Genomic DNA, 15577 nt, shown 5'->3' with positions numbered 1-15577 from the left:
CATGAGCAAGGACGCTTACACTTACAAGGTGCTGCCCGGTTCGCCGGGCGGTCCGCTGCTCTTCGTCTTCCACGGCACGGGGGGCGATGAGAACCAGCTTCTGTCGCTGGGGCGCGATCTCTTGCCCCAGGCAACCATCATCTCGCCACGCGGCGATGTGGCGGAACATGGTTCGGCGCGCTTCTTCCGCCGCACCGGCGAAGGCGTCTACGACATGGGCGATCTGGCGCGGGCGACGGACAAGATCGCCGGCTTCATCAAGGCCCATATCGAGGCGGCGAAGCCGTCATCCGTGTTCGGCCTCGGCTATTCCAACGGCGCCAACATCCTGGCCTCGGTGGTGTTCGCCGCGCCGGAGGTGTTCGATGCCACGGCGCTGATGCATCCGCTCATCCCGTTCGAACCAGAGATCAACGGCAGTCTCGCCGGCCGTCATATTCTCGTGACCGCCGGTAGGCGCGATCCAATCTGCCCGCCGAACCTGACCACGCGGCTCGAAGCCTATTTGCGTGCCGACGGCGCCGATGTCACAGTGGCGTGGCATGAAGGCGGGCACGAGGTGCGGCCAAACGAGATCGAGGCGGCACGGCATCTCTTTGCCGGCGCCACCCAGGGAGTATAGCGATGCCGGACCAACTGCCTGAAATCGAACTGGAAGATCGCGGTTCCAAGGGTCGCTATGTCCTGCGCGGGCCAGACGGCGCCGAGGCGGAGATGACCTTTACCAAGATCGGCGAGCACCAGATCATCATCGACCATACGGAAGTGCCGGACGTCTTCCGCGGTCAGGGTGCCGGGCTTCGGCTCGTCACCCGCGCCGTCGAGGATGCGCGCGCGGCGGGCAAGAAGATCATCCCGCTTTGCCCGTTCGCGAACGCCCAGTTCCGCCGCCACCACGAGTGGGCAGACGTGCTGAAGCAGTAGGATCGGCCGGCATTTCGTCGATCGGAACGGGCGCGACATCAGGCTGTCGTCCCGCTTCGATGGCTTTGGCATTTGCACGGGTAGCGCATCTTGCCTAAGTGGATATGATCTATCGCAGCCACCGCGCCGACAAACGAACCGAATGATCCCCCAATGACCGAAACCGACCTCGTTCCCGTCTTCGACGGCCACAACGACACGTTGCTCAGACTCTACCAGTCGAAAGACACGGATGTCGAAAAGCTGTTCATCGAGGGGAAATCGGGCGGTCATATCGACCTGCCGCGCGCGAAAGCCGGTGGCTTTGCCGGCGGCATGTTCGCCATCTTTCCGCCGCCTGTCGAGAAAACCAGGCGCAGCGCCGTGCCGCTGGCGCCGAGCGATGCCGAGCCACTGCCGCCCGAGGTCCCGCGCGCCGATGCGTTGACCTCGACGATCGCCATGGCCTCGATCCTGTTCAGGCTGGAGCGAGCCGGAGGGCTCACCGTCTGCCGCAGTGCCGGCGATGTCCGCAACGCCATGGCGCAAGGCTCGATCGCGGCGGTATTCCACATCGAAGGGGTCGAGGCGATCGATCCCGAGCTCACCATGCTCGACGTGTTGCATGCTGCCGGCCTGCGCTCGCTCGGCATCGTCTGGAGCCGGCCCAACGCCTTCGGTCACGGCGTGCCGTTCCGCTTTCCGTCCTCGCCCGACACCGGCCCCGGGCTGACCGATGCCGGCAAGGCGCTGGTCAAGGCCTGCAACCAGCTGAAGATCATGATCGACCTGTCGCATCTCAACGAGAAGGGCTTTCGCGATGTCGCCGCGCTCAGCGACGCACCGCTGGTCGCCACTCATTCCAACGTGCACGCGATCTGCGGCCATTCGCGCAACCTCACCGACTGGCAGCTCGGCGCGATCCGCGAATCCGGCGGCATGGTCGGGCTGAACTTCGCCACCGGATTCCTGCGTGAGGACGGCCGGATGAATGCCGACACCAGCCTCGACATCATGGTGCGCCATGTCGATTCGCTCCTGCAGGCGCTGGGCGAGGACGGTGTCGGCCTTGGCTCGGATTTCGACGGCGCCATGATCCCAGCCGTCATCGGCGATGTCGCCGGCCTGCCGAAGCTGATCGATGCATTGGCGGCGCGCGGTTTCGGCCGCGCGCTGATCGAGAAGATCGCCTATCGCAACTGGCTCAGCATGCTGGAGAGAACCATCGGGTAGAAAGACCTATTCGAAACCCATGCGCTTGAGCCAGTCCTTGCCGACACCGCGATCGCGGATGATCGGCAGCGGATCTTCCGAATCGAGCCGCGCGCAGATGCGGTAGACTTCGAGCGTCTCGGCGCTCATCTCGCCGCCCTTGTAGAAGAACATGGCGGCGGCATAGCGCGTGCGGCCCGACCATTTCTCGCCGAGCGGCGTGTTGACCAGCTCCCATTGCTCGGCGGTTTCGAGTTCGGCTTCGTCGGTCATGGTCAGAAATCCGCCGGCGGATTGGCGGTGCGGCGGTCGAGCTTGATGAAGGGCCGCGCCACCACCTTGGCCCGCTTCATCAGCTTCTGATGCTGCAGCTCGCGCATGGCGTAGATCTCGACCCAGAGGTCCTCGACCATGGTGTCACCATACGGCCGCGCCAGCGAGGCGATGGCGATGTTGCGCTTGGCCATTGGCGACCACATGGCGGCGCTGACCAGGCCGACCTCCTGGCTTTTCTTGTGGTAGACGATGGCGTGTTCGGCGGGGATGTTGCCGTCGATCTCCAGCCCGACCAGCACATGGCGCAGCTTGCGTTTGGCGCGAGCCTCGAGGATGGCGCGGCGACCGTTGAAATGACCTTTCTGCAGATCGATCATGAAGCCGAGGCCGATCTCGTCCGGCAGGCGCAGGCGATCGGCGCGGATGGCGTGCTCGGCTGTGGTGAAATCCGCATTGGCGACGATCAACCCGGCTTCGAGGCGAGCGCGATTGAGCGCGGTGTAGCCGATGGCGCGGATACCGCGCAGTTGGCCGGCCGTCATCAAGCGGTCCCAGAGGCTGAGCGCCCTGTCGGCCGGGACGAAAAGTTCGTAGCCGAGATCGCCGGTGAAGCCGGTGCGCGAAATGCCGACGGTGCCGCCATCATGCGGTAAATCGGCGAGGTCGAATATTTTCAGCTTCTCGACGCCAGCGAAACCGGCATCACGCAGCACCGCAAACGAGGTCGGCCCTTGCAGCGCGAGCCCGGCGACGGCCTCCGTTTCCTCCGCGACGCTGACATCGAAGCCAATCGCGCTGTCGAGCAGCCACGGCAGATGCCGCTCCTGCGAACACAGCCGGAAGCGTGTCGGCGACAACCGGAACAGCGTGCCGTCATCGAGGACGAAGCCCTCGTCGTCGCACCACGCCGTGTAGTGGACACGGCCCGGCCTGAGCTTAGCGACATCGCGCAAGGTGACGCGGTCGAGGAAGGCTTCGGCGTCCGGCCCTTCGATCCGGTATTTGGTCATCGGCGAAATGTCGAACACGGCCGCCTGGCTGCGGATGGCGAAATATTCGAGTTCCTCGTTCCACAGCGAATTTGGCGCGCGGTAGCCGGCCCAATTGTACCAGTCCTGGGTCTTGGCCAACGCATCGATGCGCGGCTGGAACGGCGTGCCGAGCCGCAGCGTGCGGAAATGGTCCTGCGCGACGATGCGGGCGGAAACAGCCGCGTTGACTGTCTTCGAGAGGGGCTTCTTCCTGATTGCCTGGGCCATGGCTTACCCCTTCATCGCAATGATGCGTCGCGCGGCGTTGAGGCCGGGAGCGCCGGAGACGCCGCCGCCGGGATGTGAGCCGGCGCTGGCCAGGAACAGCCCTTCGAGTGGTGTGTCATAGCCTGACCAGCCGGACACTGGTCGCGAGATCAGCATCTGGTCGGCCTGCAATTCGCCGTGGTGCCAGTGGCCGCCCGGCATGCGGTAGCGCGTTTCGATGTCGGCCGGCGTCAGAAGCTCGGCGTGGACCACGCTTTTGCCGATGCCAGGCGCATAGGCTTCGAGCTGGGCCATGATCGCCTTGAGGAATTTCGGCTTGCCGGCATCCCAACCCTCTTTCAGCGCGTAGGGCGCGTATTGCACGACCGCCGACAGCACGCAGGCGCCGCTCGGCGCGAGCGACGGGTCGGCGAGGCTTGGCAGCGTGATCTCCATCACCGGCTCGGGTGAGAACTCCCCATATTTGGATGGGTTGAAGGCGCGCTCGACATGGTCGGGCGAGGGCGCGATCACCAGGCGGCCCTTGTGGCCGGCGGCATCGACTCCGGTGAATTGCGGCGGCCGGTCGAGCGCCAGATTGAGCTTGGCCGCATCGCCTTTCATGCGAATGTTTTTCACCTTGCGCACAAAGCCGGTATCGATCTCGCGCGGCCCGACAAGGTCGAGGAAGGTGGTCGCCGGATTGATGGCCGAGACGATCGTCCTGGCACGCAGCACCTCGCCAGTGTGGAGCGCAACACCGACTGCGCGGCCTTTCTCAACAATGATCTTCGCCACCGGCGTCGACGTGCGGATGGTAACACCGGCCTTTTCCGCCGCGGCACGGATGGCAGCGGCAACCGCGCCCATGCCGCCTTGCGGAAATATCTGCGCGCCGGCTGCACCGCCGGTCTCGCCGGCCAGCCGGTAGTAGAGGCCGAGCAATGATGTCGGCGAGCGGGGGCCGAGATTGCTGCCCAGCGTCGCATCGAAAGCGAGCAGGCCTTTTAGCCTGATATCGGCCAACTGCTCGTCGAGCAGGTCGGCAACATTCATCAGCAGCACGCGCAGGAAGTCGCGCATGTCTTCCTTGCCGAGCTTCTTCAGCGCCAGCGCGGTCTGGCCGAGCGAGGCGGTCTCGCGCAGCGACATGCCGGCGAGATCGGGCGGGCGGCGGGAGAGGAACGGCTTCAATATGCCGGCATAGCGCAGCAGCTGCGCGCGCAATTCCTTCCAGGCCGACTGCTCGGACGAATTGGTGCCTGTCAGCACCTCGCCATAGGCGCCATGCAAGACCAGCGGGCCGTCCTTCGACAGCGCAACCGACGGCATGAAGTCGGCGCGCGCGAATTGCAGCCCGTGCTTGTCCAGGTCCAGCGCCTTGACCACATCGGGATGCAGCCGGTTCAGCAGATGGGCGACTGACGAGACACGAAAGCCCGGCGCGAATTCCTCGGTGCGCGCGGCGCCGCCGACTTCGCTACCGGCTTCGAGCACCAGCACCTTGCGGCCGGCTTTCGCCAGCGCGGCCGCGGCGACGAGGCCGTTGTGGCCGCCGCCAATGACGATTGTCTCAGATGACGTCATGGGCAGCGCTCATATGCGAGGTGGATTTGGCGAGGTCGCGCAGGATTTCCGCCGCGGCGTTGCGCCCGGGCGCTCCCATGACGCCACCGCCGGGGTGGGTCGAGGAGCCGCACATATAGAGGCCGCCGACCGGCGAGCGGTACTGCGCGTAACCCGGCACGGGCCTGTTGAACAAAAGCTGGTCGAAGGTCAGTTCACCCTGGAAGATGTTGCCTTCGGTGAGGCCGACCTCGGCTTCGATCTCGCGCGGCGTGCGCACTTCCATATGAACGATGCGATCGCGAAAGCCCGGCGAGTATTCCGCGATCTGCGAAATCACGCTCTCGGCAAAGCCGTCGCGGTCGGCATCGGTCCATTCGGCTCCTGCAATCCTGGGCGGCGCGTATTGCACGAAGCAGCTCATGAAGTGCTTGCCGGGCGGTGCCATGGTCGGGTCGAGCGTCGTTGGAATGACCATGTCGAGGAACGGATCGGCCGACCAGCGCCCGGCCTTCCAGTCGTCATAGGCGCGCTCCATGCGTTCCATCGAATCGGTGAAATGCATGTCGCCGCGATAGACCGGCGAATCCTTCGGCAGCGCCGGGAATTCCGGCAGCGAGTCGAGGGCGATGTTGACCTTGCCGGACGAGCCGCGGATCTTGAAGTTCCTGACCCGGCGCAGGAAGACATCGGGCAGTTCCTTTTCCTCGACCAGCTTCAGGAAAGTGCGCTTCACGTCGGCATTGGAGACGACGAGCTTGCCAAAAATCTCCTCGCCGCCGGCCAGCACCACGCCCTTGGCCTTACCCCTGCCGACCAGCACATGGTCGACCTCGGCGCCTGTGCGGATGGTGCCGCCCGACGCCTTGAACGACGCGGCCAGCGCCTTGGTGACCGCGCCCATGCCGCCGCGCGCATAACCCCAGGCGCCGACCGAGCCATCGACCTCGCCCATATAGTGGTGCAGCAGCACGTAGGCGGTGCCGGGCGACATCGGCCCGAGCGCGGTGCCGATGATGCCGGACAAAGCGAAGTTCGCCTTGATGACGTCGGTCTCGAAATATTCGTCGAGGAACTCCGAGATCGACATGGTCCAGAAGCGCAGCGTCAGCGCCATTTCCGGCGCCGACAGGCCAGCGAATTTCTTGCCGAGATAGAGCAGTTCTCCGAGGTCGCGTGGCCGCAGGCTGGTTGGATCGGGTGCGGTGCGCATCAGGAGCGGCTGGATGAAGCGGCACTGCCGCGTCACGTCGCGGGCGTAGCGGTCATAGGCTTCGGCATCGCGCTTCGAGAAGCGGGCGAACTCGCGCCGGTGGGCATCGTGGTCGCGGTAGTTGGCGAGGTAGTCACCGTCGCGCGTGAACACCGCGCCGCCCTCATAGGAGATGACCTGCAGGCCGAAGCGCGGCAGTTCGAGGTCGCGCATGATCTCGGGGCGAAAAAGCGAGCAGACATAGGAGCAGTTGGAATAGAGGAAGCCCGGCGTCAATTCCCGGCTGGTGGCGGCACCGCCGACCCAGTCGTTCTTCTCGATCACCAGCACGTCGAGGCCGGCGCGCTGCAGATAGCAGGCGTTGACCAGGCCGTTGTGTCCGCCGCCGATGATGATCGCATCCCAAGCTTTCATTTTGGCCCAGTCTTCCCGTGCGACCCGCTCTTCATTTTTGCGTGATCTGTTCCCGAATGCGCGGAATTTGGCATGGCAAAGGCCAATCTGTCTAGCCATTCTGAATGAATGTTCAACAAACGAGGTTGCAATTTCATCATGTTGAGCTACGCTTTGCAGGGAATTGGGAGTTGAATTTCGTGTCAAGCCGAAGAGGGGCCGTGGCCGAGCGGCCGCTGGCGAAGATAAGATACCGCAAGGCCGAGGGGATGGATGCCGACCGGCTCGCCACCTTCGCAGCGCGTGTCTTCCGCGACACCTTCGCCCACACGGCGACGGTCGAGGACATGGATCGTTATGTCGACGAATCCTACGGTCCCGGGTTGCAGGCGGCCGAGATCGCCGATCCCCGGACGACCATCCTGCTGGCCGAGGACCGTTCCGCTCCGGTCGAGGCCGGCGGACAGCATCCGATCGTCGGCTTCGCGCATCATCGAGAGGACGAGGAAGGGGAATTGGTTGAGCTGCAGCGCATCTATGTCGACCGGATCTGGCAGGGGACGGGCCTGGCGAAAGCTTTGCTGGACGAGGTCCTCGGCGCAGCCGGCAGGCTCGCTGCCCGCCGCGTCTGGCTCAATGTCTGGCATCGCAACGACCGCGCCATCGCTTTCTACGTCAAGCAGGGCTTCAGGAAGACCGGTAGGATGGAATTCGAATGGGGCGACGGCAAGGAGTTCGGCCATGTCATGGAATTCGATCGACTGACAGGTACACCTTCGCTTCCGGAAACTTCCCCTCTGCGCAGCAAAAGCCCGCCCATGCCCCATGACGAAGCCGAGTATGACGACACCGCCATCCGCTTCCTCGAGGCGCTGTGGGGTGATGGCTACCTGTCGCCCGGTGGGCCGGACGAGGTCGACCGGGTGGTCGAAGGGCTTTCGCTCAAAGGCAAGACGATCCTCGACATCGGCTGCGGCTCGGGCGGCATCACGCTGCATCTGGTCGAGCGCCATTGCGCTGCACACGCCACCGGTTTCGATGTCGAACAGCCGGTGATCGAGACGGCCCGGCGCCGCGCCGCCGCGCGTGGGCTCGCGGGTCGTGTCAGCTTCATCCAAGCACCACCAGGCTCGCTGCCTTTCGCCGACCATTCCTTCGATGTCGTCTTCTCCAAGGATGCGCTGCTGCATGTGCCCGACAAGGATGGCCTGTTCGCAGAAATCTTCCGCGTACTGAAGCCGGGCGGCGTCTTTGCGGCCTCCAACTGGATGATCTCGCATGACGGCGAACCGTCGCCCGAGATGAAGGCCTACATCGCCGCCGAAGGCCTGTCCTTCGCCATGGCATCACCCTCCCGCTATGCGCAGGCAATGCGCCGGGCCGGCTTTGCCAATGTCACCGTCAGGGACCGCAATCCCTGGTACCGCGATGTCGCGCGTGGCGAGTTGGAAAGGCTGAAAGGACCGCTCTATCCGACTGTGGCCGCGGTGGTCGGCGCCGCCTATGTCGACAAGAACATACGAACCTGGGAAGCCATGCAGAAGGTGCTTGACAGTGGCGAACACCGTCCCACTCATCTTCGCGGTCGGAAGCCGGTTGGATAGCCGGCGATGCTGGAGACCATCAGACCCATGAAGACGGCAGACGCCAGGGACGCCCTCCTTGAACCAATGCGGAAAGCTGAATCCGAGAAGCGCGGACGCAAGGCCTCGAAGGAGGTCAGGCAGCTTCAGCTGATCGAGGCGACGATCGATTCACTGGCCAAGCGCGGCTATTCGGAGACGACGATGGCCGATGTCGCCGATGGCGCGGGCCTGTCGCGCGGCATCGTCAATTTCCATTTCGAGAGCAAGGAAAAGCTGCTCATCGCGACCTTGCAGCATATGTATGACGAGTACTCGGCGCATTGGCGCAATGCCCTGCAGAAGGCCGGCGATGATCCCGCCCGGCAACTCCAGGCGCTGGTCGCGGCCGATTTCGACCGTTCGATCTGCAACAAGCGCAAGCTCGCCGCCTGGTGCGCCTTCTGGGGCGAGGCCAAGTCGCGGCCGACCTATCAGGCGCTGAGCAGTGCCCGCGATGCCGTCTACCAAAACATCTTCATCGACCTTTGCGCGGCGCTGAAGCAGAGCGGCGACTATGCCTATGAGCCGCAGGTCATGGCGCTGGCACTCAGTGCCATGACCGAAGGGTTGTGGCTGCGGTTGATGATGGGCACCGAGGACACCACCCGTGAAACCGCCTTGCAGGCGGCCAATGAATTCCTGTCGGCGGCATTCCCCAAACACTATCCGTGGAAGGCGGCCGGCGCGGCGAAACCATAAGAAAACCACAGAGGATGGAACAGCAATGAAGACACTGACAAGACGCCTGACACTGACCCTGGTGCTGGCCGGAACGCTGGCGGCGTCGGCAGCCGCACTTGCGGTCGCCGCCGACAAGGACTTGATCGTGTTCGACTGGTCCGGCTACGAAGACCCCAGCTTCCACCCGAAATATGTCGAGAAGAACGGCGACTCGCCGACCTTCGCCTTCTTCGGCGACGAAGACGAGGCGTTCGAGAAGGTTCGCTCCGGCTTCAAGGCCGACCTCGGCCATCCCTGCTCGCAGAGCGTGGTGAAATGGCGCGAGGCGGGCCTGCTGCAGCCGCTCGACACGTCGAAGATCACGGGCTGGAAGGACCTCAATCCCGGCATCATGGCGATGAAGGATCTTGCCACCACCCCGGACGGCAAGGCGTGGTTCATGCCTTGGGATTGGGGCAACACCCAACTCACCTACAACACCTCCAAGATCGACGCCAAGGACGTGCAGTCGCTGAAGGCCTTCGCCGACCCCAAGTTCAAGGGACGGGTGTCGATCGGCGACAACGTCGACGACGCCTATGCGCTGGCGAGCCTCGCTATCGGCCTCAAGGACTGGACCAAGATGACCGACGACCAGTTCAAGCAGGCTTCGGATTTCCTGCGCCAGGTGCACAAGAACGTGCGCTCCTACTGGACCGACACCACCGACGTCGTGCAGCTGTTAAGCGGTGGCGAGGTCGACCTCGCCTGGGCATGGAATGACGCGACGGTGCAGTCGGTGGCGGCCGGCGTGCCGATCATGTCCAAGAAGGACACCGACGAAGGCATCTCGACCTGGGTCTGCGGCTACGTGCTGTTCAAGGACGCGCCCGACAATATCGACAAGGCCTATGACTATCTGAACGCCGTCAACGATCCGGAGACCGCCAAGGTGCTGGTCAAGGACTGGGGCTATGGCCAGGCCAATGCCAAGGGCATGGCTGGCGTCGATCAGGCGGTGCTGAAGGAAAAGGGTTATGACGACGTGCAGAAATTCGTCGACAAGACGCTGTTCCAGTCGCCGGTTCCTTCCGAACTCAAGCTCAAGATGATCGCCGAATTCGAGAAGATCAAAGCCGGCTATTGAGCCTGTCTAGCCGGTCCGTCCGCCCGTCGACATGGCGGGCGGACGGGCTCGCCAAAGAAGCCGAATTCTCCTAACGTCGCAGCAACCTTTTTCGCGACGGGGGAGTTTTCGAGCCATGAAGTCAGTGCTACGCCGCCTTGCCCTTGCCGCCGCGTGTTTGATCGGCGCAGGCTCCGTCCATGCCTTGGCGGAGGGTGGTGGCGACCTCGTGGTGTTCGACTGGTCGGGCTATGAAGATCCGCTGCTGCACCCCACCTACGCTGCCAAATACGGCGCCGAACCGACCTTCGCTTTCTTTGGTGACGAGGACGAAGCCTTCGAGAAGATGCGGGCGGGCTTCAAGGCCGACATTGCCCACCCCTGTTCGCAAAGCGTGGTCAAGTGGCGCGAGGCCGGCATGCTGCAGCCGCTCGACACCTCCAGGATCGCCGGCTGGAAGGACCTCAATCCCGGCATCATGGCGATGAAGGATCTCGCCACCACCGCCGACGGCAAGGCCTGGTTCATGCCGTTCGACTGGGGCAACACCTCGCTGCTCTACCGCACCGACAATGTGACGGCTGAACAGGCGCAGTCGCTCAGGATTTTTGCCGATCCCAAGTATAGGGGCCGCGTCACCATCGGCGACAATGTCGACGACGCCTATGCGCTGGCGAGCCTCGTCATCGGCCTCAAGGACTGGACCAAGATGACCGATGCACAGTTCCAGGAGGCATCCGCCTTCCTGCGCGACGTGCACAAGAACATCCGCTTCTACTGGACCGACGACACCGACCTCAACCAGGCCTTTATCGGCAACGAGGTCGACCTCGTCTGGGGCTGGAACGAGACCTTCGTGACGCTGAAGGGGCAAGGCATGCCGATCGCCATGAACCGCGACACCAAGGAAGGCATTTCGACCTGGGTGTGCGGCTATGTGCTGATGAAGGATGCGCCGGGCAAGCTCGACGAAGCCTATGATTTCTTGAACTCCGTCAATGCACCCGCCGTGTCGGACTACTTGGTCAAGACCTTCGGGTATGGCCATGGCAATGGCGCCGGCATGGCGGCGATCGACCACAAGGTGCTGGTCGACCGCGGCTTCGACAATCTCGACAAATTCCTCGACAAGACGCTGTTCCAGCAGCCGGTGGCGCCGGAGCTCAAGCAGCGCATGGTCGCTGAGTTCGAGAAGATCAAGGCCGGCTATTGACGAGCGAACCGCAAAGAACCGACGTCGTCATCGTCGGTGCCGGCTTCACCGGCCTGTCGGCAGCGCTCGAGCTGAAGGCGGTCGGCATCGACTTCCTGCTGCTCGAGGCGCGTGACCGCGTCGGCGGGCGCGTCGAGTCCAGGCAGAATGGGCTTGGCGAGCGCGTCGACAGCGGCGGTCAGTTCCTGTGCGAGGACATGCCGGAGCTGATGGCCCTCGTCGCGGCGCGCGGCAAGACGCTGGTCGAGACTTATCTGGATGGCGACTTCGTCGCCCAACCGGCGATGTCTGCGAGGGAGGCGGAACGAACTTATGCCGGCTCGATGGCGATCCGCGACCGCATGAATGCGATCTCGCCTGATGATCCGGCAATTGCCGGCCTGACCGTAGCCACATGGCTCGCTGGCCAGAGCGATCCTGACGACGCCAAGGCGGTGTTCCGCTCGATGATCGAAGGCCTGTGGTGTCAGGCTCTGGAAGAGCTGCCGTTGTGGCACCTGATCGACAATGACCGGCGCATCACCAACGAGGTGACGGAGCTGCAGTATTTCGTGCGCGAAACCATGCATTCGCTGGCCGACGATCTGGCTCGCGATCTCGGCGACCGGCTGCGGTTGAGCAGAGCGGTTACGGGGATCGAACATGGGCCGGGAAGGGTCCGTCTCGCATCGGCGGCGGGCACCATCGAGGCGCGGACGGTGTTGATCGCCGTACCGCCGACGATGGCCGCGAACCTGGATTTTGCGCCGCCGTTGCCGGCTAGCCTGCAAAGAGCCCTGGCGGTCTGGCAAAGCGGCGCGGTGATCAAGGTGCTGGTTCGCTTTCCCACCGCCTTCTGGCGCGACCGCGGCCTGAGCGGCATGGTGATGTGGCGCGACCTGCCGGGGCTTTTTGCCTGTGATGTCAGCAAGGACGACGATGACGCCGCGCTGGTCGTCTTCGTCGGCGGGCCGCTCGCCTTGCGCTGGCGCGAACTCGGCGATGCGGCACTGCGCGCCGAAATAGCGAAAAGACTGGTGGAGGCTTTGGGGCCTGAGGCGGCCGGCATCCTCGATCTCAGCTATCGCGACTGGACAGATGACCGCTGGAGCGGCGGCGCCTACGGCGATCTGATCATCGATGCGACGGCAACCGACGCCGAGCGCGCGCTTCTCACCGGTGCTGCGCCGGTGTATTTCGCCAGTTCAGAACTGTCGCCGTCATTTCCGGGCTATGTCGAAGGCGCCATCGTTGCCGGGCGCATCGCGGCGCGCAAGATCATGGCCGATCTTCAGTCGGCCATCGCCACCAGCGCTTCGGGATCGTAGGCAAGGCGGATCGAGGTGCCGACCGGAATGTCGTCGGCGCCGAAATCGTTGGTCTCGGTCACTGACAGCGGCTTTTCCAGGCCCGGTATCTCGACGATCAAATGGGTGATCTCGCCGAAATAGTGGCGTTCAACGACTTTGCCTGCGACCTCGAACTTGGCCGTCGCGTTGTCCCACAGCACGCGCAGGCGTTCCGGCCGGATGCCGAGCGTGGCTGCGCCTCCATTGCGCACGAAGGCCTTGGGCTTGTCGGTCTTGACGCGGCCGAAGCCCAGCGTGTCGACAACCAATGAGGCGCCATTCTCCTCGACGATCTCAGCCTTGACGAAGTTCATGCCGCCGAGGAAGTCGGCGACCTGGCGATTGACCGGCCGCTGGTAGATTTCCTTGGGCGAGGCGACCTGCGCGATTTTTCCACCGAACATCACGGCGATGCGGTCGGACATGGCGAGCGCCTCATACTGGTCGTGGGTGACCAGCACGAAGGTGATGCCGACGGCCTGCTGCAGGCGGCGCAGCTCGACCTGCATCTGCTCGCGCAGTTTCTTGTCGAGCGCAGACAGCGGTTCGTCGAGCAGCAGCACCTTGGGCCGCATGACCAGCGCACGGGCGAGCGCCACGCGCTGGCGCTGGCCGCCGGAAAGCTCGGTTGCCAGACGCTTGCCGAGGCCGGTCAGCGACACCTGCGCCAGCGCTTCCTCGACGCGGCGTTTCTCCTCGCCGCCCTGCAGCTTGAGCCGCTTCAGCCCATAGGCAACGTTCTGCTCGACATTGAGATGCGGGAAGATCGCATAGCTCTGGAAGACCATATTGGTCGGCCGGCGATTGGCCGGGATGCCTTCCATCGGCTGGCCGCCGACCGAGATCGAGCCGCCGGTCGGATTGTCGAAACCGGCGATCATGCGCAGCAGGGTGGTCTTGCCGCAGCCGGATGGACCGAGCAGCGAAAAGAATTCGCCCTCTTTGATGGTCAAGGAGGCGTCGTCGAGCGCCTTGAACGCGCCATAGCTGCGGGTGACGTTGCGGATCTCGATCATTGGCCTATCGGACTGCGAGCGCTCGACTTGAGGCTGCTCAGGCATAGAGGCCTCCCTCGTTCTGGGTGCGTCTGGCGGCGCGGCGACGCAGGATTTCGGCAATTGTCATCAGCAGGAAGGAGGCAACCAGCAACAGCGTGCCGAGCGCCAGCACGCCGGGCAATTTCGCCGCGAAACGCAACTGGCCCCAGATGTAGATCGGCAGTGTCGCCTCTGTGCCGGTGAGGAAGAAGGCGATGATGAACTCGTCCAGCGAAATGGTGAAGCAGACCAGCAGGCTGGAGATGATCGCCGGCGCCACCATCGGCAGCGTCACCCGCCGGAACGTGCCAAAGGCGCTTTCGCCGAGATCGGCAGAGGCTTCCTCCAGGCTGCGGTCGAAGCCCTCGAAGCCGGAGGTCAGCACCGTCATCGAATAGGGGATGCAGACCAGGACATGGCCGAGAACGACGGTGAACAGCGACAGGCTCAAGCCGAGCTGCAGCATCACCAGCAGCATCGAGATGGCGACGATGACTTCGGGCAGAACCAGCGGCGCCATGATCAGGCCGTTGATGGTGCGGCGGCCGGGATAGCGGTAGCGGGTGATCGAACGGGCGGCGAGGATGCCGAGCACGGTGGAGAGAACCGCGGCCGACACGCCGACGATCAGGCTGTTCCAGGCGGCGTCGAGCAGTGCCGGGGTTCGGGGCAGGTCCTCGTACCAATGCAAGGTGAAGCCGGAGAGCGGGAACTTCGGGGTCGCCGCCGTGTTGATCGAGAAGATCGGCAGGAAAATGACCGGCAGGTAGAGAAACAGGACGTAGAGAAACGCGTAGGACGGCAGCCAGCCGCCGGACAGGAAACGCCGCACCGCCGTCATCGCGCCAGCCTCTGCAGAGCGCGGATGATGAGCACCGTGGCGCCCGCCATCAGCGTCACGATCAGCATGGTGGTGACGGACAGGGCCGCGCCCAGCGGCCAGTTGGAGGCCTTGCCGAACTGCGCCTGGATGGCATTGGCGATCATGACGCCGTCCTTGCCGCCGACCAGCTTCGGCGTGACATAGTCGCCGACGGTCGGGATCATGACGATCAAGGCCGCAGAAATCACGCCTGGCGCCGACAGCGGCAAGGTCACGCGCAAGAATGAGCGTAGTGGGCCGTCGCCGAGATCGGTGGCTGCTTCGACCAGCGTTCGGTCGACCTTTTCCAGCGAGACAAAGATCGGCAGGATGGCGAAGGCCGCCCAGGCATGGGTGAGCGTTATGATGACGGCGCTTGAGTTGTAGAGCAGGGCGGTCGACGGTTCGTCGATGATGCCGAGACCCATCAAGCCCGAATTCAGGACGCCGTTGTAGCCGAGGATGACCTTCCACGACATGACGCGCAGGAGATAGCTGGTCCAGAACGGGATGGTGATGAGGAACAACCACAGGCTCTTGTGGCGACCGCCGTGGAACGAAATGAAGTAGGCGATCGGATAGGCCAGGATGACCGTGAACAGGCTGACCGTCAGCGAGATGTAGAGAGAGCGCCACAACAGATCGCGGTAGATCGGCTCGGTCAGCGCGATGCGGTAGTTTTCCAGCGTGAAGGTGCGGTCGATGGTCAGGTAGTTCTGCGTCCAGAAGGAGTGCGCAATGACCACCAGGATCGGCAGGACGAGAAGGATGAGCGCGTAGAGAAAGGTCGGGCTGATCAGGGCAAGGCCCTGTACGGGTTCGGATTGCAGAAGGGCATTTCGTCTGGCCCGCGTCATGCGCCACGGGGGCGACCCTTCTGCCGCCGCCGTCATTGCAGGGCTCCGGGTGTGATCTCGGTTGCTGG

15 protein-coding genes are annotated in these 15577 nt (G+C 63.9%); 8 read left to right on the top strand and 7 right to left on the bottom strand.

The window, feature by feature from the left end:
- The first annotated feature begins 1 nt into the window (after position 1).
- The 3 genes from CGZ66_RS25755 (at position 2) to CGZ66_RS25745 (ending at position 2136) form a co-directional block, all read left to right on the top strand.
- Entirely contained in the window at positions 2-622 is a 621-nt protein-coding gene (locus tag CGZ66_RS25755) for an alpha/beta hydrolase (RefSeq protein WP_095089285.1), read from the top strand.
- Positions 623-624: 2 nt separating this feature from the next.
- Entirely contained in the window at positions 625-924 is a 300-nt protein-coding gene (locus CGZ66_RS25750) for a GNAT family N-acetyltransferase (protein WP_095089283.1), read from the top strand.
- Positions 925-1077: 153 nt separating this feature from the next.
- Positions 1078-2136, top strand: coding sequence for a dipeptidase (locus CGZ66_RS25745; protein WP_095089282.1), 1059 nt, complete (start codon positions 1078-1080; stop codon positions 2134-2136).
- A gap of 6 nt (positions 2137-2142) precedes the next feature.
- Here CGZ66_RS25745 and CGZ66_RS25740 read toward each other — a convergent pair whose 3' ends face one another.
- The 4 genes from CGZ66_RS25740 to CGZ66_RS25725 are packed head-to-tail and all read right to left on the bottom strand — an operon-like array spanning position 2143 to position 6822.
- Positions 2143-2388, bottom strand: coding sequence for a hypothetical protein (locus CGZ66_RS25740; protein WP_095089281.1), 246 nt, complete (start codon positions 2386-2388; stop codon positions 2143-2145).
- 2 nt (positions 2389-2390) lie between these two features.
- Positions 2391-3650 (bottom strand): aminomethyl transferase family protein, encoded by a 1260-nt coding sequence (locus CGZ66_RS25735; protein ID WP_095089280.1) that lies wholly within the window; start codon positions 3648-3650, stop codon positions 2391-2393.
- 3 nt (positions 3651-3653) lie between these two features.
- On the bottom strand, positions 3654-5216 hold the full coding sequence (locus CGZ66_RS25730) for a phytoene desaturase family protein (RefSeq protein WP_095089278.1): 1563 nt from the start codon (positions 5214-5216) through the stop codon (positions 3654-3656).
- Complete coding sequence (locus tag CGZ66_RS25725; RefSeq protein ID WP_095089608.1) at positions 5203-6822, bottom strand: phytoene desaturase family protein; 1620 nt, start codon at positions 6820-6822, stop codon at positions 5203-5205. The genes CGZ66_RS25730 and CGZ66_RS25725 overlap by 14 nt, the downstream gene beginning before the upstream one ends.
- A gap of 200 nt (positions 6823-7022) precedes the next feature.
- Here CGZ66_RS25725 and CGZ66_RS25720 point away from each other — a divergent pair, with 200 nt between their 5' ends.
- The 5 genes from CGZ66_RS25720 to CGZ66_RS25700 all read left to right on the top strand — a co-directional run bounded on the left by CGZ66_RS25720 (position 7023) and on the right by CGZ66_RS25700 (position 12732).
- Complete coding sequence (locus CGZ66_RS25720) at positions 7023-8405, top strand: GNAT family N-acetyltransferase (RefSeq protein WP_167392248.1); 1383 nt, start codon at positions 7023-7025, stop codon at positions 8403-8405.
- Between the two features lie 6 nt (positions 8406-8411).
- Positions 8412-9125: a transcriptional regulator BetI gene (gene betI, locus CGZ66_RS25715; RefSeq protein WP_095089276.1), complete on the top strand. Its 714-nt coding sequence runs from the start codon at positions 8412-8414 to the stop codon at positions 9123-9125.
- 25 nt (positions 9126-9150) lie between these two features.
- Positions 9151-10233 carry an ABC transporter substrate-binding protein gene (locus CGZ66_RS25710; protein WP_095089274.1) on the top strand — a complete coding sequence of 361 codons (1083 nt, stop codon included), beginning with the start codon at positions 9151-9153 and terminating at the stop codon, positions 10231-10233.
- Positions 10234-10348: 115 nt separating this feature from the next.
- Positions 10349-11425, top strand: coding sequence for an extracellular solute-binding protein (locus CGZ66_RS25705; protein ID WP_095089273.1), 1077 nt, complete (start codon positions 10349-10351; stop codon positions 11423-11425).
- Positions 11422-12732, top strand: coding sequence for a flavin monoamine oxidase family protein (locus tag CGZ66_RS25700; RefSeq protein WP_095089272.1), 1311 nt, complete (start codon positions 11422-11424; stop codon positions 12730-12732). Before CGZ66_RS25705 ends, CGZ66_RS25700 begins: the two co-directional genes overlap by 4 nt.
- On the opposite strand, the gene CGZ66_RS25695 is transcribed toward CGZ66_RS25700, so the two are convergent.
- The 3 genes from CGZ66_RS25695 to CGZ66_RS25685 are packed head-to-tail and all read right to left on the bottom strand — an operon-like array spanning position 12696 to position 15545.
- Positions 12696-13769 carry an ABC transporter ATP-binding protein gene (locus CGZ66_RS25695; protein WP_095089270.1) on the bottom strand — a complete coding sequence of 358 codons (1074 nt, stop codon included), beginning with the start codon at positions 13767-13769 and terminating at the stop codon, positions 12696-12698. The genes CGZ66_RS25700 and CGZ66_RS25695 overlap by 37 nt on opposite strands.
- A 37-nt stretch (positions 13770-13806) precedes the next feature.
- A complete protein-coding gene (locus CGZ66_RS25690; RefSeq protein WP_095089269.1) occupies positions 13807-14631 on the bottom strand; it encodes an ABC transporter permease in 825 nt (274 codons plus the stop codon).
- Positions 14628-15545, bottom strand: a complete 918-nt coding sequence (locus tag CGZ66_RS25685) for an ABC transporter permease (RefSeq protein ID WP_095089267.1) — start codon at positions 15543-15545, stop codon at positions 14628-14630. The genes CGZ66_RS25690 and CGZ66_RS25685 overlap by 4 nt, the downstream gene beginning before the upstream one ends.
- Positions 15546-15577 lie beyond the last annotated feature (32 nt).

It is taken from the genome of Mesorhizobium sophorae (genome assembly GCF_002270415.1).
Classification (GTDB): domain Bacteria; phylum Pseudomonadota; class Alphaproteobacteria; order Rhizobiales; family Rhizobiaceae; genus Mesorhizobium; species Mesorhizobium sophorae.
This window is presented reverse-complemented; position numbering and strand designations above follow the sequence as displayed.